The following is a 21,364-nucleotide window of genomic DNA, read 5'->3' on the forward strand; positions in this document are numbered from 1 at the left end:
CGTACAGCCCGGCGGCACACCGCTCGGCGCGCTCGCGCAGCTCCCCGAAGGTGAGACTCCGGTCCCCCTGGAGGAGGACGGGCCGCCCGGGCGTGAGGGCGGCCCGCCGCTCGACGAGCTCCCAGAGGGTGCGGGAGGTGCCCAGGGTGTGTGCGGTGTCGGTCACGACGATCCCCTCTCCGTCCACAACTGACGGCCAGTCAGATTGCCTGGAGAGCGTAGAGGCCCGCTGCTTGTCGGTCCAGGGGTCGGGGGCTAGCCTGAGACCGATCGGTATCTGACGGGTCATCAGAAATGCGGGAATGGGAGAGGGTCTCATGACGGAACTTCCGCGGATCATCAGCGTCGACGACCATGTGATCGAGCCGGCCCACCTCTTCGAGACCTGGCTCCCGGCCAAGTACCGCGACCGGGGGCCCCAGCCGTTTACCGCCGGGATCGGGGAGCTCGCCTATGTCGGCGGGAAGTACCAGATCACGATGGACCCGGACGGGCCGCCGACCGACTGGTGGATCTACGAGGACCTCAAGTTCCCGTACAAGCGCAACATCGCCGCCGTCGGCTTCGACCGCGACGAGATGACCCTGGAGGGCATCACCCGCGAGGAGATGCGGCGCGGCTGCTGGGACCCCGTCGAGCGGCTCAAGGACATGGACCTCAACCACGTCGAGGCGTCCCTCTGCTTCCCCACCTTCCCGCGCTTCTGCGGCCAGACCTTCGCCGAGGCCAAGGACAAGGAGGTCGCCCTCGCCTGCGTCCGCGCCTACAACGACTGGATGGTCGAGGAGTGGTGCGGCGACAGCGGCGGCCGGCTCATCCCGCTCTGCATCATCCCGCTCTGGGACATCCGTCTAGCCGTCGCCGAGATCCGCCGCAACGCCGCCCGCGGCGTCAAGGCCGTGACCTTCTCGGAGATCCCGACCCATCTGGGGCTCCCGTCGATCCACTCCGGCTACTGGGACCCGTTCTTCGCGGTCTGCCAGGAGACCGGCACGGTCGTCAACATGCACATCGGCTCCAGCAGCCAGATGCCCGCCGCCTCGCCCGACGCCCCGCCCGCCGTCCAGGCCTCGCTCAGCTTCAACAACGCGATGGCCTCGATGATGGACTTCCTCTTCAGCGGCGTCCTGGTCAAGTTCCCCAGGCTGAAGCTGGCGTACAGCGAGGGCCAGATGGGCTGGATCCCGTACGCCCTGGAACGCGCGGACGACGTGTGGGAGGAGCACCGTGCCTGGGGCGGGGTGCGGGACCTCATCCCCGAGCCCCCGTCGACGTACTACTACCGGCAGATCTTCTGCTGCTTCTTCCGCGACAAGCACGGCATCGCCTCGCTCGACGTCGTCGGCCGGGACAACGCCACCTTCGAGACCGACTACCCGCACGTCGACTCCACCTTCCCGCACACCAAGGAAGTCGCCCTCGACCACGTCAAGGGACTCGACGACGAGACGGTCTACAAGCTCATGCGCGGCAACGCCATCCGCATGCTGGACCTGGGCATCGTCTGATGGACCTCGCGTACGACGAGAAGGAGGAGGAGTTCCGGGCGCGGCTGCGGGAGTGGCTGGCCACGGCGCTCCCCGCGCTGCCGCCGAAGCCCGACCCACTCGACTGGCCGGGGCGGCGCGCCTACGACTGCGGCTGGCAGCGTGCGCTGCACGACGCCGGATACGCGGACGTCCACTGGGACGCCTCCCCGACCCAGCGGCTGATCTTCCTGGAGGAGACCGAGCGGGCCGGAGCGCCCTACGTCGGCGCCAACTTCGTCGGACTCCTGCACGCCGGGCCGACGATCGCCGCCGAAGGCACGCCCGAACAACGGGAGCGGTGGCTGCCGCCGGTGCTGCGCGGCGACGAGGTGTGGTGCCAGGGCTTCAGCGAGCCGGACGCCGGCTCCGACCTGGCCTCGCTGCGGACGAGAGCGGTGCGGGACGGGGACGCGTACGTCGTCACCGGCTCCAAGATCTGGACCTCGCACGCCGAGGTCGCCGACTGGTGCGAGCTGCTCGTACGGACGGACCCGGGCGCGGCCTCGAAGCACCGGGGGATCAGCTGGCTCGCCATGCCCATGGACGCGCCGGGGATCACCGTCCGGCCGCTGCGGACCCTCGCAGGGTCGACGGAGTTCGCCGAGATGTTCCTCGACGAGGTCCGGGTGCCGGTCGCCAACCGGGTCGGCGAGGAGAACGACGGCTGGCGCGTGACGATGGTGACGCTCTCCTTCGAGCGCGGAACGGCCTTCGTCGGCGAGGTCGTCGCGTGCCGGCGTGTGCTCGCCGAACTCGCGGAGGCGGCGCGGGAGAACGGCACCTGGGACGACCCGGTGATCCGGCGCGGGCTCGGCCGGCTGAGCGCCGAGTTCCGGGCGTTGTGGCGGCTCACCCAGTGGAACGTCAGCGAGGCGGAGGCGTCGGGCGGGGTGCCGGGGATCGGCGGCTCGGTCTTCAAGCTCCGTTACTCGCACGCGCGGCAGGAGCTGTACGACACGGCGGCCGCCGTCCTCGGCCCTGACGCGCTCGACCTCGGGCGCGAGTGGAACCTGGACCGGCTGTCCTCGCTCTCGTACACGATCGCCGCCGGGACCAGTCAGATCCAGGCGAACATCGTCGCCGAGCGGATACTCGGCCTGCCGAAGGGGCGGTGAGGGGTGGTGTCGTGGACTTCCGGCTGACGGACGACCAGAAGGCGCTGAAGGCGGGGGTACGGGAGCTGCTGGCCGGGCGCTTCGACCGGGACGCGCTGCGGGCCTCCGTCGAGCGCGGCACGCTCGACCGCGGCCTGTGGCGGGAGCTCGGGGCCGCCGGGTTCTTCGCGCTGCGGGTGCCGGAGGGGGACGGGGGCGTGGGGCTGGGGCTGCCGGAGGCGGTGCTCGTCTTCGAGGAGGCGGGAAGGGCGTTGCTGCCGGGGCCGTTGGTGGCCACGCACATGGCGGCGGGGGTGGTCGAGGGTGCTGCGGAGGGGGACGTCGTCGTCACCGCCGCCGACGGCGGGCTGGTCGAGTGGCTCGACGAGGCGGACGTGGTCCTGGGCGACATCGCCGGGGCCGTGGCCGTCCGGTCGGTGGATCCGCTGACGCCCTTGCACCGGTTGCCGGCGCCCGTGGTCGCGATGCCCGCGACGGGGGTCGCGGCGTTGCTCACCGCCGCCGAGCAACTCGGGAGTGCCGCACGCACCACCGAGACGGCCGTCTCGTACGCCCGTACCCGGGAGCAGTTCGGGCAGGCCATCGGGGCCTTCCAGGCCGTCAAGCATCTGTGCGCGCGGATGCTCGTGCGGACCGAGGTCGCCCGGGCCGCCGTCTACGCGGCCGCCGTCACCGGCGACCCCGTCGAGATCGCCGGGGCGAAGCTGCTCGCCGACGAGGCGGCGGTCGACGGTGCGCGGGACTGTCTGCAGGTGCACGGCGGCATGGGGTTCACCTGGGAGGCCGATGTGCATCTGCATCTGAAGCGGGCCTGGGTGAGGTCGCGTCGCGGTCCGTCGAAGGCGCAGGCGGAGGAGGCGGAGGCGGCCGCCCTGTAGGCGGACGCTCACGGAGCGTCGATATCGGGTTGTGTCCTTCGGCCGGTCCGTCACGGCCCGGAGTCGGGGCCCCGCTCCGGTACGCTCCGTGGGATGCGAGTGCTTGTGGGCCCGGATCGTCCCGGTGTCGCCGATGTGGCGGCTCCGGATCGGGCGATGCCCGCCGTTCGTACCCCGTGGAGGCGCTGGGCGCCCTCCTGTTCGACTCCCCGCAGCGTGCGTCGCACAGTATGGACCATGCGTACTCCTTCGCGCTGGAATATGCCCGAAGCGCTTGTTGCGGTGACTGTACGTCAACCATGCTGTCTCACAAGGGAATCACGGTCCGTGAGGACGTCGATGGCTGTGAGGCGCGAGGCGATGTGTCCGCCGGTTCGGATGGTGTGAGCGGTGCAGGTGCTTCAGGTTCAGTTGGAGGTCGGGCCGGACCCGGCGGAGGTGGGGCGTGCCCGGCGATGGGCGCGCTCGAGGCTCGCCGGATCGGGCATAGGGGATGACGAGCCGCTGGCCGAGACGCTGGTGCTGCTCATCTCCGAACTCGTGACCAACGCCGTGGTGCACACGGGCTGTCCGGCCGTGCTGAGGATGCTGTTCGGCGGAGGCTGTCCGGAGGCCGGGACGGTCCGGGTGGAGGTCGCCGACACGAGCGACCGGCCGCCTGCGCCGCGCCACGCTCAGGGCGAGGACACCAACGGGCGCGGCCTGGAGCTGGTGGACGGCCTGGCCGACAGATGGGGCTGGCAGCGCGAGGGCGTCGGCAAGAGCATCTGGTGCGAGGTGGACCGAGGGGCGCCGAAGGCGCCTTCGGAGTCGGCGGTCACCACCCCGACGGCCTCGGTGCACTGTTGACGGTTCGTGGCGTTTTGTTCACTCTGGGGTGAGCGATTCGACGTGAGGGGACGACGAGGGCGCGCCAAGGTGCCCTCGGCGAGTGCGGGTCGTGTCCAGGGTGGCGGCGGCCGTGCCGTGCTCGGGGCGCGCGCGAGTGCGCCGCCACCCGCGTACAACGTCTTCGGTCCCTCGATCCCTCGATTCAGAGAATCGCCACCGGGGCCACCGGTGTGCCCGTACCGCCCACGAAGGGCTCGGGCATCGCGGAGAGCAGGAACGCGTACTGCTCCCTCTGTGCACAGGCTGTGGACAGACTTTCCAGATTCCAGTTCTGCCCCTGGAGCATCCCCATCTCGACGAGGTCGAGGGCGTGGACGGGCAGCCAGAGGTTCTCGATCTCGGGCGGGAAGATCTCGAAGGTGAGCGTGTCGTTGGCGACGGCGGCGACATCGCGGGCGTGGAACCACTCGGGCGTACGGATGGAGAGACCGGGGGAGGGGAAGGCGTAGCCGTGCTTGTCCCCGGCCAGGTACTGCCGCATCTGCCCGGTCCGCACGAGGACGATGTCGCCGGCCCGGACGGTGACGCGGCCGAATTCCGCGGCCTCGTCGAGGTCTTCGGGGGTGACGGCGTGGTCGCCGGGCAGCCGGTCCAGGCCCTTGGCGGCGGCCACGTCGAGCAGGACGCCGCGGCTGACGATGTGGCGGGCGGTGTGGATGCCGCTGAACTCGGAGCGCCCGTGCGGGGTGATCGTGGCGGCGGGGCGGCCGTTGTAGATCTTGCCGGAGTGCGAGACGTGGGTGAGGGCGTCCCAGTGGGTGGCGGCCTGGAGGCCGAGGGTCACGGCGTCGTCGCTGGTGGCGACCGTGCCGGGGCCGAAGAGCTCCTGGTTGACCTGGACCATCACGTGGAGGGGGTTGACCCGGCCCGGGATCATGCCGGTCTGGACGCCGTCCTGGCGGAGGTCGAGGGCGAGGGGGACGCGATGGCCGGAGCGGACGGTCGCGACGGCGTCCCGTACGACGTCGTCGGTGATCAGGTTGAGGGTCCCCACTTCGTCGTCTCGGCCCCAACGCCCCCAGTTGTTGACGCGCTTGGCGATGTCGTGGAATTCGACGGGCAGCTGCGAGGGAACTGACATCGGGGCCTCCAGGGTCTTGTTTTCCTGCATCTGACGGACCGTAGAATCCTGTCGACGAACGAATCTAACGGACCGTCAGAAATTGCGGGAAGGGGCCGGGCGTGGGGAACTTCTTGGCAGGCAAGGTCGTCGCCGTGACGGGCGCGGGGCGGGGGATCGGCCGCGCGGTCGCCCTCGCGTGCGCGGCGGAGGGGGCGAAGGTCGTCGTCAACGACTACGGCGTCTCCATCGAGGGCGGAGAGCCGACGTCGGAGGTCGCGCTGTCGGTGGTGAAGGAGATCGAGGCGGCGGGGGGGTCGGCGGTCGCCGTCGCGGACGACATCTCGACGATGGCGGGCGGCCAGCGGATCGTGGACGTGGCGCTCGCGGAGTACGGCCGGATCGACGGGGTCGTGTGCGTGGCGGGGATCCTGCGCGAGCGGATGCTCTTCAACATGTCCGAGGAGGAGTGGGACCCGGTCGTCGCGACGCATCTGAAGGGGACGTTCACGGTGTTCCGGGCGGCTTCGGCGGTGATGCGGAAGCAGGGTGGCGGGACGCTGATCGGCTTCACGAGCGGCAACCACCAGGGGTCCGTGGCGCAGGCGAACTACTCGGCGGCGAAGGGCGGGATCATCTCGCTGGTGCGGTCGGCGGCGCTGGGCCTGCACAAGTACGGGGTGACGGCGAACGCGGTGGCGCCGGTGGCGCGGACGCGGATGTCGGCGAACGTCCCGATGGAGCTGAAGGAGATCGGCGAGCCGGAGGACGTCGCGGCGCTGGTGGTCTACCTCCTGTCGGAGCGGGCGCGGGCGGAGAAGATCACGGGCCAGGTGTACACGATCGCGGGCCCCAAGATCGCGGTCTGGGCGCAGCCGAGGGAGCTGCGGGCGGGGTACTCCGAGGGCGGCGCGTGGACGCCGGAACGCATCGCGGACTTCCTGCCGGGGACGGTGGGGGTGGACCCGATGCCGATGCTGGAGCGGCTGGAGGAGATGGCGAGAGCGGCGTCGCAGGGCGCCCGACCGAACGGCTAGCCGGGAGCGGGGGCGCCGCCCCCGCGGGACGTACGCCCACAACTCGACCGACGAAGGAGTACGCACATGCGCGGTGTCGTTTTCGACGGCAAGCACGTCCAGGTCGTCGACGACCTGGTGGTTCGGGATCCCGGGCCCGGTGAGGTCCTCGTCGGCGTCCGCGCCGCCGGCCTCTGCCACAGTGATCTGTCCGTCATCGACGGGACGATCCCCTTCCCCGCCCCCGTCGTCCTCGGCCACGAAGGCGCAGGCGTCGTCGAGGCGGTGGGTCCGGGTGTCACCCATGTCGCCGAAGGCGACCACGTCGCGCTCTCCACGCTCGCCAACTGCGGCGCCTGTGCCGACTGCGACCGTGGTCGGCCCACCATGTGCCGCAAGGCCATCGGGATGCCCAAGCAGCCCTTCTCCCTCGGCGGCACCCCCCTCTTCCAGTTCGCCTCCAACTCCTCCTTCGCCGAGCGGACCGTCGTCAAGGCCGTCCAGGCCGTGAAGATCCCCGAGGACATCCCGCTCACCTCCGCCGCCCTGATGGGCTGCGGAGTCCTCACCGGCGTCGGAGCCGTGCTCAACCGCGCCGGGGTCGACCGCGGCGAGACCGTCGTCGTCATCGGCGCCGGCGGCATCGGCCTCAACGTCCTCCAGGGCGCCCGGATCGCCGGCGCGACGACGATCGTCGCCGTCGACACCAACCCGGCCAAGGAGCGGACCGCCCTGCTCTTCGGCGCCACCCACTTCCTGACCTCGACCGACGGCGTACGGGAGGTCCTTCCCACCGGCGCCGACCACGTCTTCGAATGCGTCGGCCACACCGGCCTCGTCCGCACCGCGATCGACCTCCTCGACCGGCATGGCCAGGCCATCCTCCTCGGCATGACCGCGCCCACCGCCGAGGCGAGCTTCCTGCCGGCCGCGATGTTCCTGGACAAGTCGATCCTCGGCTGCCGCTACGGCTCCTCCCGCCCGCAGAAGGACATCGCGCTCTACGCCGAGCTGTACCGGCAGGGCCGGCTCCTCCTCGACGAACTCGTCACCGAGACCTATCCGGTGGAGGACTTCGCCAAGGCCGCCGAGGACGCCGAACAGGGGCGCGTCGCACGGGGGGTGCTCACCTTCTAGCCCCGCCCGGGGCCGCGAACCCTCAGCCCACCGCGCCGGCGCGGAACGTGCGCCGGTACGTCGTCGGGGTCACGCCGATCGCCGCCTGGAGGTGTGACCGCAGCGACTGGGGCGTGCCGAAGCCGGCGTCCCTCGCCACCTGGTCGACCGGCAGGTCGGTGGACTCCAGGAGGTGGCGGGCGCGCTCCACCCGCTGCTGGGTCAGCCACTGGCCGGGGCTGATGCCGACCTCCTCACGGAAGCGGCGCGTGAACGTCCGTACGCTCATCGACTCCCGTACCGCCAGGTCCCGCAGCTGGATCGGCTCGTGCAGATGGGCCAGCGCCCACGCGCGCGCCGACGTCGTGGTCGCCGTCCCCGCCTCCGGGAGCGGGCGGGCGATGTACTGGGCCTGCCCGCCGTCCCGGTGCGGCGGTACGACGGTCCTGCGGGCCACCTCGTTGGCGACGGCGCTCCCGTGGTCGCGGCGCACGATGTGCAGGCACAGGTCGAGCCCGGCGGCCACGCCCGCCGAGGTCAGCACGTCCCCGTCGTCGACGAACAGCACGTCCGCGTCGACCCGTACCTTCGGGAACAGCCGCTGGAAGTGCTCGGCCGAGGCCCAGTGCGTGGTGGCCGGCCGCCCGTCGAGGTAGCCGGCGGCGGCGAGCACGTACCCGCCGGTGCAGATGGACACCAGCCGGGTCCCGGGCCGGATGTGCGCGAGGGCGGCCGCCAGCTCGTCGGTCAGCCTGCCCTCGTCGTAGACGGGACCGAGTTCGTACGAGGCGGGGACGACGACGGTGTCCGCCGTCGCGAGCGCCTCCGGGCCGTGCTCCACATGCACGGCGAAGTCGGCGTCCGTCTGGACCGGACCGGGGACCGGCGCGCAGGTCACGATCTCGTACAGCGGCCGGCCCTCGGCGTCCTTGGCGCGGCCGAAGATCCGGTGGGGAATGCCCAGCTCGAAGGGGAGGAGGCCGGGCAGGGCGAGGACGGCGATGCGGTGCGGCACGAGAAAATCCCTTTGTGGTCCAGACCACTTGCTGCTAGAAGTCGGATCCGTGACGACGGACGAGCAGGCGGACAGACGAGCGGACGAGCCGACGGACGGACGAGCGGAGCGGTACTCGTACAAGTCCGCGGGCCGGGAGCGCATTCCCGGACCCGTCGGTGCTCCGGCCCTCTGGAACCGTAACTTCCGGCTCTTCTTCGTGGCCAGGGCCGCCGCGGTGTTCGGCGAGGGCATGGTGCCCGTCGCCCTCGCCGCCGGTCTGCTCGGCGCCGGGCACCCCGGCTCCTCCGTCGGCTACGCGCTGGGTGCCTGGATCGGCCCCTTCGCCCTGTTCGTCGTCGTCGGCGGGGTCCTCGCGGACCGGTTCACCGCCCGCCGGATGATGATCCTCGCCGATCTGGTGCGGCTCCCCGGCGCGGCCGTCCTCGCCGTCTCGTTCAGCGTCGGCAGCCCGCCCCTCTGGGCGGTGTACGCGCTGAGTGCCGTCAGCGGCATCGGCGCCGCGCTCTTCCAGCCGGGCGTCGCCTCCACGATCCCGCGCATCGCCCCCGACGTGCAGCGTGCCAACGCCGTCCTGCGGGTCGTCGAGTCGCTGATGACGATGGCGGGTCCGGCCGCCGCCGGAGTCCTCGTCGCCCTCACCGGAGGCGCGGGCGCCGCCTTCGGCCTCAACGGCGCGACGTTCGCCGTCAGCGCGGTCTGCCTCACCCTGATGCGGCTCCCCGCGGCTCCGTTCGACTCGGTGCGGCGCGGCTCGCTGCGGGCCGAGATGGTCGTCGGCTGGCGGGAGTTCACGGCCAGGACCTGGCTGTGGGGTGTGATCGCGATCTGGACGGTGTACGGATTCACGGTCGCGGGGCCGATGGTGCCGCTGACCGCGACCCTGGTGACCGGGGACCACGGCTCGGCCACGTACGGCGTGCTGATGGCCGTCGCCGGCGCGGGCAACGCGGCCGGCGGGCTCCTCGCCCTGCGGCTGCGGCCCCGCCGTCCGCTCGCGGCCGGCGCGGTCGCCCTGCTCGGCCTCCCGGTGAACCTCGTCCTGCTCGGCTCGGGAGCGCCCGTCGCGCTGCTCGGGGCGGGGCAGTTCCTGGGCGGGGCGGCGTTCGCGTTCTGGCTGGTGATGTGGTCGACGTCGGTGCAGACGCATGTGCCGCAGGACGCGCTGAACCGGATGCACGCGTACGAGGTGGCCGGCTCGCTCCTGATGATGGCGGCGGGCCGGGCGCTGGCGGGCCCGGTGGCGGAGGCCGTCGGCACGGAGGAGGTTCTGCTGGCGGGGGCCGGGATCGCGGTGCTGGTCGTGGTGGCGCTGCTGGTGGTGCGGCCGATCAGGACGCTGCCGCGGGCGTAGCTTCCGGAAGCGGGCTCGGAGCGGGGCATGGCCCGATCCTTGTGAAAGCTGTCATCCGGGCCAGTGGTGGGCGTGACCCCTGGTCACGAAGCTGTGTGACGTGACCCAGACAACCGAGTCCCCCGCACCCGTCGGCAGGCGCTCCACTCGTACCCCCCGTGTCCACCGTGCCTGGTTCGTCGCGGCGGTCACCTTCGTCACGATCATCGGCGCCGCCGGCTTCGCCTCGCTGCCCGGCCTGCTGATCGAGCCGCTGCACGGCGAGTTCGACTGGTCGCGCGGCACGATCGGCTTCGCGGTGTCGGTGAACCTCGCGCTCTACGGCCTCACGGCGCCGTTCGCCGCGGCCCTGATGGACCGATTCGGCATCCGCCGGGTCGTCGCCGTCGCGCTCAGCGTGATCGCGCTCGGGTCCCTGCTGACCGTCTGGATGACGGCGTCCTGGCAGCTCGTCCTGTACTGGGGAATCCTCGTCGGCCTCGGCAGCGGCACGATGGCGCTGGCGTTCGCGGCGACGGTCACGAACCGGTGGTTCGTCGCCCGGCGCGGTCTCGTCACCGGCATCCTCACGGCGGCCGGCGCCTCGGGCCAGCTGGTCTTCCTGCCGCTGCTGTCCTGGCTTGTCGAGAACCACGGCTGGCGCCCGGGCTCGGTGACCGTCGCCCTCTCCGCCCTCGTGATCGTCCCCTTCGTCTGGCTGCTGCTGCGCGACCACCCGGCGGACGTGGGTCTCGCACCGTACGGCGGCACGTTCGCGCCCAAGCCCGCCCCGGTCACCGGTGCGGCCCGCCGGGCCGTGAACGTCCTCCTCAAGGCGGCCGGGACCGGCCCGTTCTGGCTCCTGGCCGGCACCTTCGCCATCTGCGGCGCCTCGACGAACGGACTGGTCAGGACCCACTTCGTGCCCGCCGCCCACGACCACGGGATGCCCATCACCGCGGCGGCCTCGCTGCTCGCCGTCATCGGGGTCTTCGACGTCGTCGGCACGATCGCCTCCGGCTGGTTCACCGACCGCTTCGAGGCGCGGCGCCTGCTCGCCGTGTACTACGCGCTGCGCGGGATCTCGCTGCTCTTCCTGCCGATGCTCCTGGCACCGTCCGTGCACCCGCCGATGGTCTTCTTCATCGTCTTCTACGGTCTGGACTGGGTGGCCACGGTCCCGCCGACGATCGCCCTGTGCCGCGAGCACTACGGCGAGGACAGCGCGATCGTCTTCGGCTGGGTCCTCGCCTCCCACCAGGTGGGCGCGGCGGTGGTCGCCTTCGCGGGCGGCGCGGCGCGGGACGTCTTCGGCTCGTACGACGTGGTCTGGTACGCCTCGGGCGCCCTGTGCGCGGCTGCTGCGCTGATGGCCCTGGTGATCCGCCGCCGGGATTCGTCCGTGAACCCGCCGGTGACGACGGCCTGACGCCCCGGGGGCGTCTCTCAGCCGCCGAAGCGCCCGAACCGGCCCCGGTGGAAGAGCAGCGGTTCGCCGTCGTCCTCGGCCGGGGTGCCGAGGGCCTCCACCCGGCCCACCACGATCAGGTGGTCGCCGCCCGTGTGGACCTGGGCGATCGTGCAGTCGATCCACGCCGGGGCGCCGGTCAGGCGGGGCGAACCGGTCGCCGGGGCGGCGTCGTACGACACCCCCGCGAACTTGTCCGCGCCGCTCTTCGCGAACCCGAGGCACAGGTCCCGCTGGTCCGCGCCCAGGACGTTGACGCAGAAGACACCGGCCCGGGCGAGCCGGGGCCAGGTCGTCGACGTACGGGCGACCATGAAGGCCACCAGGGGCGGGTCCAGGGAGAGCGAGGCGAAGGACTGGCAGGCGAAGCCGGTCGGACCGCCGGGATCGAGGGCCGTCACGACGGTGACCCCGCTCGCGAAGTGTCCGAGGACGCGCCGGAACTCGGCCGGGTCGACGGGCAGCCGCTCGTCGTCCCCTACCGCACGCAGCAGCGGCCGTGGATGCGGTTCGACGGCCGTCGGTGATCCGGCCGATCTGAGGTATCGGACGGCGGTGGCCGCCATCCCAGCATGTCCCATCACATCTCCCATTGAACCTGACGTACCGTCAGATGGGAACCCGTGCGCCCTGACACCTCGCGGCCAGGGTCCCGGTCCGGGCCGTGCCTGCCGTGCCTGTCCCTCGTGCCTGCCCGTCGTGCCCGCTCGCCGGTTACGGCTCCGTGGTCCCGGCGAGCGGCACGGCCCGCCGGTCACGGCTCAACGCCCCTCGTACCGGGGCGTCCGGCGCTCCACGAAGCTCGCCACGCCCTCGTTCGCGTCCCGCGTCGTCATGTTGATCTCCTGCGCCGCCGCCTCCGCCGCGAAGGCGGCGGTACGGTCCGCCTCCAGCGAGGCGTTCACCAGCTGCTTGGTGAGCGCCAGCGCCCGCGTCGGGCCCTGGGCCAGCCGCTCGGCCCACTCCCGTGCGGTCTTCTCCAGTTCCTCCGCCGGGACCACCCGGTTCACCAGGCCCAGCTCCCGGGCGTCGTGAGCCGTCACCGCGTCGCCGAAGAACATCAGCTCCTTCGCGCGCTGCGGGCCGATCAGCCGGGGCAGCAGATACGCCCCGCCCCCGTCCGGCACCAGGCCGCGCCGTACGAACACCTCGATGAACTTCGCCGGCTCCGCCGCGAGCACGAGGTCGCAGGCGAACGCCAGATGGGCGCCGATCCCGGCCGCCGTGCCGTTCACCGCCGCGATCACCGGCTTCTCGCAGTCCAGTACGGCCCCGATGAGGCGCTGCGCCCCGAGCCGGATGGTCCGCGCCACGTCCCCGGCGATCCGCCCCGCGCCGCCGGCCGGGGGGACCCCCGTCCCGCTCGCGCCCGACGACGGGGCGCCCCGCAGGTCCGCCCCCGCGCAGAAGCCCCGTCCGGTCGCCGTCAGCACCACCGCCCGTACGTCCGGGTCGGCCGAGGCATCCCCGAGCAGCGCGATGATCCGCTCGCGCTGGTCCCAGGTGACCGCGTTCATCGCCTCGGGCCGGTTGAGCGTGATCCACGAGACGCCGTTCTCGACGGAGTGCAGCAGGTCTTCCACCAGGGCTCCTATCGGCAGACCGCGAGCGCGTCGAGCGCCACCGCGCCCTGCCCCCGTGGCAGCACCATCAGCGGGTTGATGTCCAGTTCGGCGAGGTCGTCGTCCAGTTCCAGGGCCATCCGCTGCACCCGCAGCACGACCTCCACCAGCGCGTCCACGTCCGCCGGCGGAGCACCCCGTACGCCCTTCAGCAGCGCCTGCCCGCGCAGTTCGCCGAGCATCTCCCTCGCCTGGTCCTCGCCGAAGGGCGGCACGCGCACCGCCGCGTCGTTCAGGACCTCGACCAGCACGCCGCCCAGGCCCACCGTGACCGTCGGCCCGAAGAGCGGGTCGCGCGTCACGCCCACCACCATCTCGACCCCGCGCCCGACCATCTGGCAGACCAGGATCCCGTCGAGGTCGACGCCCTCGTAGCGCGCGATGTCGGTGAGCTCGCGGTACGCGTCCCGGACCTGGCTGGCCGAGGTCAGCCCGACCTTCACCAGGCCCAGCTCCGTCTTGTGCGCCAGCTGCGCGCCGGACGCCTTCATCACCACCGGGTAGCCCACGAGCCCGGCGGCCCGGACGGCCGCCGCGGCGCTCGTCACCAGCTGCTCGCGCGGCACCCGGATCCCGTACGCCCGCAGCAGCTGCTTCGCCGCGTGCTCGCTCAGCTGCCGGCCCGGCCGCATCAGGGCCTGCGCCTTGCGGAAGGAGGGGGACGGCGTGCGCGGGGCCTCGTCGAAGGGGGAGCGGTAGCCGGCGGTGAAGCGGTGGTGGTCGAGATAGGCCTTCACGGCCCCGATGCAGTTGGAGAACGTACGGAAGGTGGCTACGCGCGAGGATCCGAGCAGGGTCTCGCGGTAGGCGGCCTCGGTCCCGACCGGCGAACCCCACACCACGCACACCAGCTTGTCGGTGGCCTCGGCCGCGTCGACCAGGTCCTGCGCGAGCTTGTCGCTCATCGGCGGGAAGGGGCCCGTGATGGGACATATCAGCACCCCGACGGACGGATCGGCGAGGATCGCGTCGATGATCTTCCGCCCGCGCCAGTCGCCCACCGGATGCCCGCCGTTGTCGACCGGGTTGGCGACGTTCAGATACGGAGGTATCCACTGGTGCAGCTCGTCCTGCTTGGCCTGCGGGAGGGTCGGCAGACGCAGCCCGGCGGCCGTGGCGAGGTCGGAGAAGTGGGCGCCGGTGCCGCCGGAGATCGAGTAGACGACGACTCCGTCGGCGACCGGCTTGCGGGCCCGGGCCAACAGGGCCGCGGTGTCCTGGAGTTCGTCGAGCCCGTCGACCCGGATGACCCCGAACTGCCGCATCGCCGCGTCGACGACCTGGTCCGCGCCGGTGAGCTTGCCGGTGTGCGAGGCGGCCATCCGCGCCCCGGTCTCGGTCCGCCCGACCTTCACCGCGACGACCGGCACTCCCTGGCGGGCGGCGCGGTCGGCGGCGAGGAGGAAGGAGCGCCCGTCCTTGAGCCCCTCGACGTAACAGGCGATGGCGCCGACCTCGGGGCGGGTCGCGAAGTACGAGATGAAGTCGGCGGTCTCCAGGTCGGCCTCGTTGCCGGTGGGCGCCCAGTGGGAGAGCCGTACCCCCAGCTCCTGGAGGGTGTGCACGGGCCGCCCCTGGTGGCCCGACTGCGTGATGAGCGCGATCGCCGGACCGTCGAGGTCGTCGCGGAAGCGCTCGAAGGCGTTGAGGTTGGTGTTCGGGCCGAGCAGGCGGATTCCGGAGCGCCGTACGGCGTCGGCGAGACGTTCCTGCGCGGCGGCGCCCTCGTCGCCGGTCTCGGCGAAGCCGGAGGCGAAGGCGACGGCGAACTTCACCTTGGCCTCGGCCAGTTCCTCGATCACGGGCAGCGGGTCGGCGACGAGCAGGACGGCGAGGTCGACGGGCTCGTCGAGTGCGCCGACCGAGGGCACGCAGTCGATCCCGAAGACGCTGGTGCGGGTGGGGTGCACGGGTACGAGACGGGCGCCGACCCGCTCGGCCCAGGCGATGAGCTGCCGCGTGATGCCGGTGTTGGGCCGCCCTTCGGCGTCGGACGCCCCGACGACGGCGACGGACCCGGGCCGGAAGAACCGGTCGAGGTCGGGCACGGGGGCGTGCAGGGGCCGCCCGCTGACGTCCCGGTCGCCGTCCACGGCGGTGACACCGTGCACGGCGATCCCGGGCGTCCCGGAGTGCTCCCCGCAGGCGACCACGCGGGCGCGGAGGTCGGTGGTGAAGGTGCCGTGAGTCGATCCAAGCATCGTTTCCGCCCACTCTCCCGCTCGTCGTCGTGCCGCAGCCATGTCACCTGACACTCAGTCAGATTACAGAACTGACGCTCAGTCAGGAATGACTGCGACAGAGCCAATGAACGAAGGAGCCGACGGCGGGGGTCACCGACCGGGCGTTTCCGGGGTGTCGGTCGTCTTTCGGCCGGCCGACCTGCGGATCGCGCGGGCGATCTTCTCCGCGTCGATCGCCATCTCCCGGAACATCCCGCTGATCGGGTTCGTGAACCCCGTGAAGTACAGACCCGCCGCCTCGCGCGGAGCCCGCGCGCCCTGTGTCACCGGCCGCCCGCGCTCGTCGAGGACGCCGAGATGTCCCACGAGCGGCTCCAGGGCCCGCCGGTAGCCGGTCGCCGCGATCACGGCGTCCGGGGTGATCGCCGAGCCGTCCGCGAGGAGGACCTTGTCGCCGTCGAAGGACTCGACCGCGCCGACGACCTCCACCCTCCCCTTCCGCACGGCGTCGATCAGGCCCACGTCCTGCACGGGGACGGCCCCTTCGCGCTGCCGTGAGTAGAGACCCGTGTCCGGTCGGGGCAGCCCCTGCTCCGAGAGGTCCGGCACGGAGACGCGGCACATCAGCTCGCCCACCTTGTCGACCAGGCGCACCGGCAGGCGCCGCACCAGGATGCCGGTGCGCTGCGCCGGCCACCCGGCCGTGGAGCGCCGCACGATGTGCGGCACGGTGCGCACCGCGAGCCGTACCCGCGCCGCCCCTCCCTCGACGAGGTCGGCCGCGATCTCGGCGCCGGTGTTCCCGGCGCCGACGACGAGGACGTCCCTGCCCTCGTACGGCCCCGGGTTCCGGTAGGCGCTCGCGTGGATCAGCTCGCCGCCGTACGCCTCGAGTCCCGGCCACTCGGGCAGCCGCGGGGTGTGGTTGTACCCGGTGGCGACGACGACGGCGCGGCCGGTCAGCCGCCGCCCGCCGGTCGCGTGCAGCAGCCAGTCCTCGCCGACGCGCTCGACCCGGGAGACCTCGACGCCGGTCACGATCTCCAGCTCGTGGAACTCGGCGTACTTCTCCAGGTACCGCACGACGTCCGCGCGCGCGACCCAGCGCCCGAAGGCGCGGGGGATCGGCAGTCCGGGGAGCGCGGAGAGGCGGCGGGTGGTGTGCAGCCGCAGACGGTCGTAGTGCGCCCGCCACGAGGCGCCGACGGCCTCGGACTTCTCCAGGACGACGGCCCGTACGCCCTGCGCGCGCAGGGAGGCGGCGACGGCGAGTCCGCCGGGTCCGCCGCCGATGACGTAGACGGGGTGGTCGGGTCTGGAACGGGGGGTGTTGGTCACGAATGCTCAGCGTAACGAGATGCTCACTTGTTGGGTCTCGGTCAAGAGGGGAATCGGTTGCGAAACGGTCACGTGTGGGTGGGGCGTGGGGGGAGTGTGCGGGGGCGTGCGGGGGTCTTGCGCAGACGTCGCCGCATCCGCTGAACTGACGTACCGTCAGATAAGGACCGGCGAGGGGCAGGTATCGACCGATGCAGACCATCTGGCTCACCGGCGCGGAATGGCTCGCCGTCCTCCGCATCGGCCTCGGCCTGTGGTGGCTGGAGAGCTGGCGCCACAAGGACAAGAAGGGCTGGTTCGAGCGCGGCACGGGCATAGCCTGGGCGGCGGACGTCGCCGGCAAGCACCGGTGGCCGTTCGTGAAGAAGGGCTTCGACTCGGTCGTCGCGCCACGCCCGAAGGCGATGGCGTACGTCGTCGTCTACGCCGAACTGGCCCTGGGCCTCGGCCTGATCCTCGGCCTCCTCACGCCCGTGGCCCTGATCGGCGGCCTCCTCCTCAACCTCCTCTACCTCGTCCTGATGATCCACGACTGGGCCGAGCAGGGGCAGAACGCGATGATGGCGCTGATCTCGCTGGTCGCCCTCTTCGCGATGTCCTGGCAGACCTGGTCCCTCGACCACGCGATCGGACTGTTCCGATGACGGCCGCCGACCCGGACATCGACGCCTTCACCCGCCCGTACTGGGACGCGGCGGCCGAGGGCCGCCTGCTCCTCATGCGCTGCGACGCCTGTGGTCGCGCGCACCACTACCCGCGCGAGTTCTGCCCGCACTGCTGGAGCGAGGACGTCCGCTGGGAGGAGTCGAGCGGCCGCGCCACCCTCTACACCTGGTCGGTCGTGCACCGCAACGACCTCCCGCCGTTCGGCGACCGGGTGCCGTACGTGGCGGCGGTGGTGGACCTGGCGGAGGGCCCGCGGATGATGACGGAGGTGGTGGGGGTGGCGGAGACGGACCTCCGGATCGGGATGGATCTGGAGGTCTCGTTCCGCGCGGAGGGGGAGGTCCGGGTCCCCGTCTTCGGGTCGTCGTCAGAGGGCTGAGATGTTCCGCCAGAGCTGGGCGCGGTTGCCGGAGTCGCAGGCGTACGTGGTCAGGAACGGCGGCCCGACGACCATGCACTCCTCGTTGCTCATGTTCATGATCGTCCGGCCGTAGGACGTCGTGGCATGGATCTTCCACGACTGCTTGCTGGAGCCGTTGCATGCGCCGACGCCGACGCCGCCGGGGTTCCCGCCCGCCTGGAGGCATTTCCCGGTCGTCCTGTTGACCAGCCGGAACGTGCCGTTCGCCCCCGCCCTGTAGGTCCAGGCGTACGCCATGGTGCCGCTGTTGTTGGGCACGGAACCGCACTCGTAGGTGTTGGCGAAGACGCCGTACCCCGGGTTGTACTCGCCGATGCACTCGCCGTTGGAGGCGTTCTCCAGGGAGTACGTTCCCGAGGGCGCCGAGCCGCCGGACGACGCTGGGGGCTTGGGCTGCGTGGTCGTGGAGCCGGAGCCGCTTCCGGTCGAGGAGGACCCGCCTCCACCGCCGCTGCCACTTCCGCTTCCGGGCGCGGTGCCGGTGCCGCCGGCTGCCCCGCCGCCGCCCGCTGCCGCACTCCCACCGCCTGCCGCACTCCCACCACCTGACGCCGCGCCGCCGGCTCCGCCCGTGGTGGGACCCGGTCCCTGGCCCGAGGGGGAGCCCGACGCGGAGGCGGAGCCGGACGGTGAGACGGACGGGGGCGTGGTCGCCGGCGGGGGCGCGCCCGGTGCCGGCTGCGAGGCGGTGGCCGCGGGCGGGGCCGCCGAGGCATCGGGGCCGCCGCCCTGCCGGCCGATCTCGTACGGACCGAGGGCGACGGTCAGCGTGGTGCCGGTGGCCACGACGACGGGGACGGCGACCAGGACGAACCGGTTGCGCCGCTCCCGCCACCCGCGGACCGCGGTGGGGCCGGTGACGGCGGCCGCGTCCGGCCCCGCCGTCGCGGGCTCCCGCGGGCCGCGCGGGGTGAGCGCCACCGTCCCGATGTCCTCGACCCGATCGCCCTCCCCGCCGTCCCCGAGCTCCGCGAGCTGCTCGGCCGTGGGCGCCCCGGCGGCGAAGGCCGCCCGCTCCTCGACCCGTTCGGCGACGGCCGCGGGCCACCGGACCCCCTCCGCGTGGCCGACCGTGAGGCCGACGAGCTCGGCCGCCGTCGGCCGGTCCGCCGGGTTCTTGGCGAGGCAGGACCGTACGACCTCCGTGAGCTCGGGCGCCGTCTCCGGGAGCCGGCCGAAGTCGGGCTCTCCGTGGACGACCCGGTAGAGAAGGCCGGGCCCCGAGCCGTCGCCGAACGGGGGACGGCCGACGGCGGCGTACAGGAGCAGGCTGCCGAGGCCGAAGACATCGGCCGCCCCCGTCAGCTGGGGGTCCGCGACGGCCTGCTCGGGCGCCATGTAGGCGGGCGTTCCGATGACCATGCCGGTTCGGGTGAGCCGGCTCTGGTCGGCGGCGCGCGCGACACCGAAGTCGATGAGGGACAGGCCGTCGGGCGTCAGCATGACGTTGGACGGCTTGAGGTCGCGGTGCACCATGTCGGCGGCATGCACGGCCTTCAGCCCGGCGGCCGCCTGGTGCAGGAGCCGCCAGAGGGCGTCGACGGGAAGCGGGCCGCCATGGAGTCTGATCGCCTCGTTGAGGGTGACCCCCGGTATGTACTCGGTCGCGAACCACGGCGGCTTCGCCGTGCGGTCACTGGCGAGCAGCTTCACACTGGCGCCGCCGGGAAGCCGGGCCAGGTTGTCGAGTTCGTGCCCGAAGTGGTTCAGGAAGTCCGGGTCCTCGGCCAGCACGGGCAACACCCGCTTGACCGCCGCGAACTTCCCGGGCACGGCCCCGAGATAGACCCGCCCCATGCCCCCGGATCCAAGGACGCCGAGCAGTCGGAACGCGCCGATCCGCCGGGGATCCCCCGACTCCAGTGGCGTGGCTCCGCTGCCGGTCATATACGAGTTGTTTTCCAGCTCCCCCTGCATGGGCAGCAGGATAGCGGAGCTATCCTGCGATCTGTACACCCGTCAAGTCGCGGAACAGATACAGAAGTTGAGGCTACGCGGGCGCGGCCGACAGGGCGAAGGCCACGATCTCCGGAGCGGCCTCGGACAGGGTCGGGAAGTGACGGTGCCCGCCCGACCCCGACGGCGCGTTGACCGTCCACACCGTCATGCCCGCGGCCACCCCGGAGCGGACGCCCGACGGCGCGTCCTCGATCACCAGGCAGTCGGCGGGCGAAGCGCCCAGCTTCTCCGCCGCCAGGAGGTACGGCGCCGGGGAGGGCTTGCCCTCGGTGACGGAGGCGGCGTCCACGACGAGCCCTGGGAGCGGAAGGCCCGTGCGCGCGAAACGGCCCCGCACCCGGTGCTCGTAGTTGGAGGTCACGAGCGCCCAGGAGCCCGAAGGGAGGGCGCCGAGAAGCTCCGCGGCGCCCGCGAAGGCGCTGTACTCACCGCTCCGTACGTCCTCGTCCTCCAACGCGTGGAGCGTTGCCAGGCACGCCTCCGGGTCGAGGTCGGGCGCGACGGCGGCGAACGTCTCGACGGGCCGCGTGCGGAGCGCGACCGCGTACACCTCCTCCCCGTCCAGTCCGTGCCGTGCCGCCCATGTGTGCCAGACGCGCCGCTGGTTGGCGACGGCGTCCATCAGGGTGCCGTCGACGTCGAAGAGGATGAACTTCCTGGTCATACGGGTGGAGCTTAGTGACCCGGGATCGGGGTGCTCGTTTGCCGGGGCATGAAGAGCACCCTTGCTTTCGCCGTGGCCACGGCCACCGTCGCGGGCTTCGGCCTCGCGGGCGCGGCGGACCCCGCGCCCACCCCGCCCACCAGGATCTTCCTGACGATCACGTCCGGCGCGACCGGTGACGTGAAGGAGGTCTATCTCGGGTGTGGCCCCACCGGGGGCAACCACCCGCAGGCAGAGGTCGCATGCGGCGCCGTGAACGACGCGCGCGGAGACTTCGAGAAGCTGAAGGGTGACGCCGACGTGGTCTGCCCGATGGTCTACGAACCGGTGGTGGCGGAGGCGCAGGGCACCTTCGACGACGTCCCGGTCGGCTGGAAGAAGGAGTTCGGGAACACCTGCGAGCTGAACGCCGAGACAGGCACGGTCTTCGCGTTCTGACCCCCGCCGGCCTGGCCGGAATCCTCGTACCCATGGCGCGTTAATCACCTGCGCCGTCGGTCGGCGATCAGTAAGATCATCCGACGTGAACACCGGATCGGCGCATCGACGCCACACACGGATCGGCTACCCGGTGGTGGGCTGATCGCTCGGCGGGTGCTTTCGAAGCACCCCCACCACCTCGGTTCGGCACGCGGACCTCCCAGCGCTGCTTCTGCACCGCGAGTCCGTTTCTTCCATGCCGAATCAGAGTGAGGTCATCCCTGTGTCAGTCACGTTCAACCACACCATCATCGCCGCCAAGGACAGCACCGAGTCGGCGCGGTTCTTCCGTGAGCTGCTGGAACTCCCCGAAGCGCCGTCCTGGGGCCCGTTCGTCAACGTGCAGCTCGCCGACGGCGTGCTGCTCCAGTTCGCGACGCCGCCGGGGCACATCGAGATCCAGATGCAGCACTACGCCTTCCTGCTCGACGACGAGCTTTTCGACCGGGCGTACCAGCGCCTGTGCGACCGCGGGGTCGTGCACTGGGCCGATCCGCAGATGCGACGCCCGGGCGAGATCAACGACGAGCACGGCGGCCGGGGCGTCTACTTCAAGGACCCGGCCGGCCACGCGATCGAGCTGATCACCCGCCCGTACCTGTAGGCCGGG

The 21,364-nt window shown here is 72.0% G+C and carries 20 protein-coding genes and 1 pseudogene; 12 read left to right on the forward strand and 9 right to left on the reverse strand.

What is annotated here, in order from left to right; translation table 11 throughout:
• Positions 1 to 166, reverse strand: a pseudogene (locus ACFQ7Q_RS20705) (cyclohexanecarboxylate-CoA ligase); the annotation flags it as partial.
• A gap of 151 nt (positions 167 to 317) precedes the next feature.
• On the opposite strand from ACFQ7Q_RS20705, the gene ACFQ7Q_RS20710 reads away from it, so the two are divergent.
• From ACFQ7Q_RS20710 to ACFQ7Q_RS20725, 4 genes are all read left to right on the forward strand, one after another.
• Positions 318 to 1,508, forward strand: coding sequence for an amidohydrolase family protein (locus ACFQ7Q_RS20710; protein ID WP_383557205.1), 1,191 nt, complete (start codon positions 318 to 320; stop codon positions 1,506 to 1,508).
• Positions 1,508 to 2,644, forward strand: coding sequence for an acyl-CoA dehydrogenase (locus ACFQ7Q_RS20715; RefSeq protein WP_383557208.1), 1,137 nt, complete (start codon positions 1,508 to 1,510; stop codon positions 2,642 to 2,644). The genes ACFQ7Q_RS20710 and ACFQ7Q_RS20715 overlap by 1 nt, the downstream gene beginning before the upstream one ends.
• Before the next feature lie 11 nt (positions 2,645 to 2,655).
• The gene (locus ACFQ7Q_RS20720; RefSeq protein WP_383557210.1) at positions 2,656 to 3,522 is read left to right on the forward strand and encodes an acyl-CoA dehydrogenase family protein; all 867 of its coding nucleotides are present in this window, start codon (positions 2,656 to 2,658) and stop codon (positions 3,520 to 3,522) included.
• A 390-nt stretch (positions 3,523 to 3,912) separates the two neighbouring features.
• Complete coding sequence (locus ACFQ7Q_RS20725; RefSeq protein WP_383557213.1) at positions 3,913 to 4,371, forward strand: ATP-binding protein; 459 nt, start codon at positions 3,913 to 3,915, stop codon at positions 4,369 to 4,371.
• Positions 4,372 to 4,555: 184 nt separating this feature from the next.
• Here ACFQ7Q_RS20725 and ACFQ7Q_RS20730 read toward each other — a convergent pair whose 3' ends face one another.
• Positions 4,556 to 5,524, reverse strand: coding sequence for a cyclase family protein (locus ACFQ7Q_RS20730; RefSeq protein ID WP_383557216.1), 969 nt, complete (start codon positions 5,522 to 5,524; stop codon positions 4,556 to 4,558).
• 71 nt (positions 5,525 to 5,595) lie between these two features.
• On the opposite strand from ACFQ7Q_RS20730, the gene ACFQ7Q_RS20735 reads away from it, so the two are divergent.
• Together ACFQ7Q_RS20735 and ACFQ7Q_RS20740 are read left to right on the forward strand one after the other, a co-directional pair.
• Positions 5,596 to 6,510 carry an SDR family NAD(P)-dependent oxidoreductase gene (locus tag ACFQ7Q_RS20735; protein ID WP_383557219.1) on the forward strand — a complete coding sequence of 305 codons (915 nt, stop codon included), beginning with the start codon at positions 5,596 to 5,598 and terminating at the stop codon, positions 6,508 to 6,510.
• Between the two features lie 66 nt (positions 6,511 to 6,576).
• A complete protein-coding gene (locus tag ACFQ7Q_RS20740) occupies positions 6,577 to 7,626 on the forward strand; it encodes a Zn-dependent alcohol dehydrogenase (protein WP_383557221.1) in 1,050 nt (349 codons plus the stop codon).
• A 22-nt stretch (positions 7,627 to 7,648) separates the two neighbouring features.
• Here ACFQ7Q_RS20740 and ACFQ7Q_RS20745 read toward each other — a convergent pair whose 3' ends face one another.
• On the reverse strand, positions 7,649 to 8,620 hold the full coding sequence (locus ACFQ7Q_RS20745; RefSeq protein WP_383557224.1) for a GlxA family transcriptional regulator: 972 nt from the start codon (positions 8,618 to 8,620) through the stop codon (positions 7,649 to 7,651).
• 142 nt (positions 8,621 to 8,762) lie between these two features.
• On the opposite strand from ACFQ7Q_RS20745, the gene ACFQ7Q_RS20750 reads away from it, so the two are divergent.
• Positions 8,763 to 9,974, forward strand: a complete 1,212-nt coding sequence (locus ACFQ7Q_RS20750) for an MFS transporter (protein WP_383557337.1) — start codon at positions 8,763 to 8,765, stop codon at positions 9,972 to 9,974.
• 100 nt (positions 9,975 to 10,074) lie between these two features.
• A complete protein-coding gene (locus tag ACFQ7Q_RS20755) occupies positions 10,075 to 11,382 on the forward strand; it encodes an MFS transporter (RefSeq protein ID WP_383557227.1) in 1,308 nt (435 codons plus the stop codon).
• A gap of 17 nt (positions 11,383 to 11,399) precedes the next feature.
• On the opposite strand, the gene ACFQ7Q_RS20760 is transcribed toward ACFQ7Q_RS20755, so the two are convergent.
• The 4 genes from ACFQ7Q_RS20760 to ACFQ7Q_RS20775 form a co-directional block, all read right to left on the reverse strand.
• Positions 11,400 to 11,987 (reverse strand): flavin reductase family protein, encoded by a 588-nt coding sequence (locus tag ACFQ7Q_RS20760; RefSeq protein ID WP_383557340.1) that lies wholly within the window; start codon positions 11,985 to 11,987, stop codon positions 11,400 to 11,402.
• Positions 11,988 to 12,182: 195 nt separating this feature from the next.
• The gene (locus tag ACFQ7Q_RS20765; protein ID WP_383557343.1) at positions 12,183 to 13,007 is read right to left on the reverse strand and encodes an enoyl-CoA hydratase/isomerase family protein; all 825 of its coding nucleotides are present in this window, start codon (positions 13,005 to 13,007) and stop codon (positions 12,183 to 12,185) included.
• Between the two features lie 5 nt (positions 13,008 to 13,012).
• Positions 13,013 to 15,244, reverse strand: a complete 2,232-nt coding sequence (locus ACFQ7Q_RS20770; protein ID WP_383557230.1) for an acetate--CoA ligase family protein — start codon at positions 15,242 to 15,244, stop codon at positions 13,013 to 13,015.
• 132 nt (positions 15,245 to 15,376) lie between these two features.
• Positions 15,377 to 16,564 carry a flavin-containing monooxygenase gene (locus tag ACFQ7Q_RS20775; RefSeq protein WP_383557232.1) on the reverse strand — a complete coding sequence of 396 codons (1,188 nt, stop codon included), beginning with the start codon at positions 16,562 to 16,564 and terminating at the stop codon, positions 15,377 to 15,379.
• 191 nt (positions 16,565 to 16,755) lie between these two features.
• Between ACFQ7Q_RS20775 and ACFQ7Q_RS20780 the strand changes: the two genes are divergently transcribed.
• Together ACFQ7Q_RS20780 and ACFQ7Q_RS20785 are read left to right on the forward strand one after the other, a co-directional pair.
• Complete coding sequence (locus ACFQ7Q_RS20780) at positions 16,756 to 17,208, forward strand: DoxX family membrane protein (protein WP_383557234.1); 453 nt, start codon at positions 16,756 to 16,758, stop codon at positions 17,206 to 17,208.
• The gene (locus ACFQ7Q_RS20785) at positions 17,205 to 17,609 is read left to right on the forward strand and encodes a Zn-ribbon domain-containing OB-fold protein (RefSeq protein ID WP_383557236.1); all 405 of its coding nucleotides are present in this window, start codon (positions 17,205 to 17,207) and stop codon (positions 17,607 to 17,609) included. The genes ACFQ7Q_RS20780 and ACFQ7Q_RS20785 overlap by 4 nt, the downstream gene beginning before the upstream one ends.
• On the opposite strand, the gene ACFQ7Q_RS20790 is transcribed toward ACFQ7Q_RS20785, so the two are convergent.
• Both ACFQ7Q_RS20790 and ACFQ7Q_RS20795 read right to left on the reverse strand, forming a co-directional pair.
• Entirely contained in the window at positions 17,598 to 19,568 is a 1,971-nt protein-coding gene (locus ACFQ7Q_RS20790; protein WP_383557239.1) for a protein kinase, read from the reverse strand. The genes ACFQ7Q_RS20785 and ACFQ7Q_RS20790 overlap by 12 nt on opposite strands.
• 73 nt (positions 19,569 to 19,641) lie before the next feature.
• Positions 19,642 to 20,274, reverse strand: a complete 633-nt coding sequence (locus tag ACFQ7Q_RS20795; protein ID WP_383557242.1) for an HAD family hydrolase — start codon at positions 20,272 to 20,274, stop codon at positions 19,642 to 19,644.
• 48 nt (positions 20,275 to 20,322) lie between these two features.
• Between ACFQ7Q_RS20795 and ACFQ7Q_RS20800 the strand changes: the two genes are divergently transcribed.
• Positions 20,323 to 20,712: an SSI family serine proteinase inhibitor gene (locus ACFQ7Q_RS20800; RefSeq protein ID WP_383557245.1), complete on the forward strand. Its 390-nt coding sequence runs from the start codon at positions 20,323 to 20,325 to the stop codon at positions 20,710 to 20,712.
• Positions 20,713 to 20,977: 265 nt separating this feature from the next.
• On the forward strand, positions 20,978 to 21,358 hold the full coding sequence (locus ACFQ7Q_RS20805; RefSeq protein ID WP_383557248.1) for a VOC family protein: 381 nt from the start codon (positions 20,978 to 20,980) through the stop codon (positions 21,356 to 21,358).
• Positions 21,359 to 21,364: the final 6 nt, after the last annotated feature.

The organism is Streptomyces sp. NPDC056527, from assembly GCF_042794475.1.
Lineage (GTDB): Bacteria > Actinomycetota > Actinomycetes > Streptomycetales > Streptomycetaceae > Streptomyces.

Excerpts from the sequence above, each read along its gene's own strand:
- ACFQ7Q_RS20710 (WP_383557205.1), top strand. The coding sequence starts at position 318 with ATGACGGAACTTCCGCGGATCATCAGCGTCGACGACCATGTGATCGAG.
- ACFQ7Q_RS20715 (WP_383557208.1), top strand. The coding sequence starts at position 1,508 with ATGGACCTCGCGTACGACGAGAAGGAGGAGGAGTTCCGGGCGCGGCTG.
- ACFQ7Q_RS20730 (WP_383557216.1), bottom strand. The coding sequence starts at position 5,524 with ATGCAGGAAAACAAGACCCTGGAGGCCCCGATGTCAGTTCCCTCGCAG.
- ACFQ7Q_RS20740 (WP_383557221.1), top strand. The coding sequence starts at position 6,577 with ATGCGCGGTGTCGTTTTCGACGGCAAGCACGTCCAGGTCGTCGACGAC.
- ACFQ7Q_RS20760 (WP_383557340.1), bottom strand. The coding sequence starts at position 11,987 with ATGGCGGCCACCGCCGTCCGATACCTCAGATCGGCCGGATCACCGACG.
- ACFQ7Q_RS20770 (WP_383557230.1), bottom strand. The coding sequence starts at position 15,244 with ATGCTTGGATCGACTCACGGCACCTTCACCACCGACCTCCGCGCCCGC.
- ACFQ7Q_RS20780 (WP_383557234.1), top strand. The coding sequence starts at position 16,756 with ATGCAGACCATCTGGCTCACCGGCGCGGAATGGCTCGCCGTCCTCCGC.
- ACFQ7Q_RS20785 (WP_383557236.1), top strand. The coding sequence starts at position 17,205 with ATGACGGCCGCCGACCCGGACATCGACGCCTTCACCCGCCCGTACTGG.
- ACFQ7Q_RS20790 (WP_383557239.1), bottom strand. The coding sequence starts at position 19,568 with ATGCAGGGGGAGCTGGAAAACAACTCGTATATGACCGGCAGCGGAGCC.
- ACFQ7Q_RS20795 (WP_383557242.1), bottom strand. The coding sequence starts at position 20,274 with ATGACCAGGAAGTTCATCCTCTTCGACGTCGACGGCACCCTGATGGAC.
- ACFQ7Q_RS20800 (WP_383557245.1), top strand. The coding sequence starts at position 20,323 with ATGAAGAGCACCCTTGCTTTCGCCGTGGCCACGGCCACCGTCGCGGGC.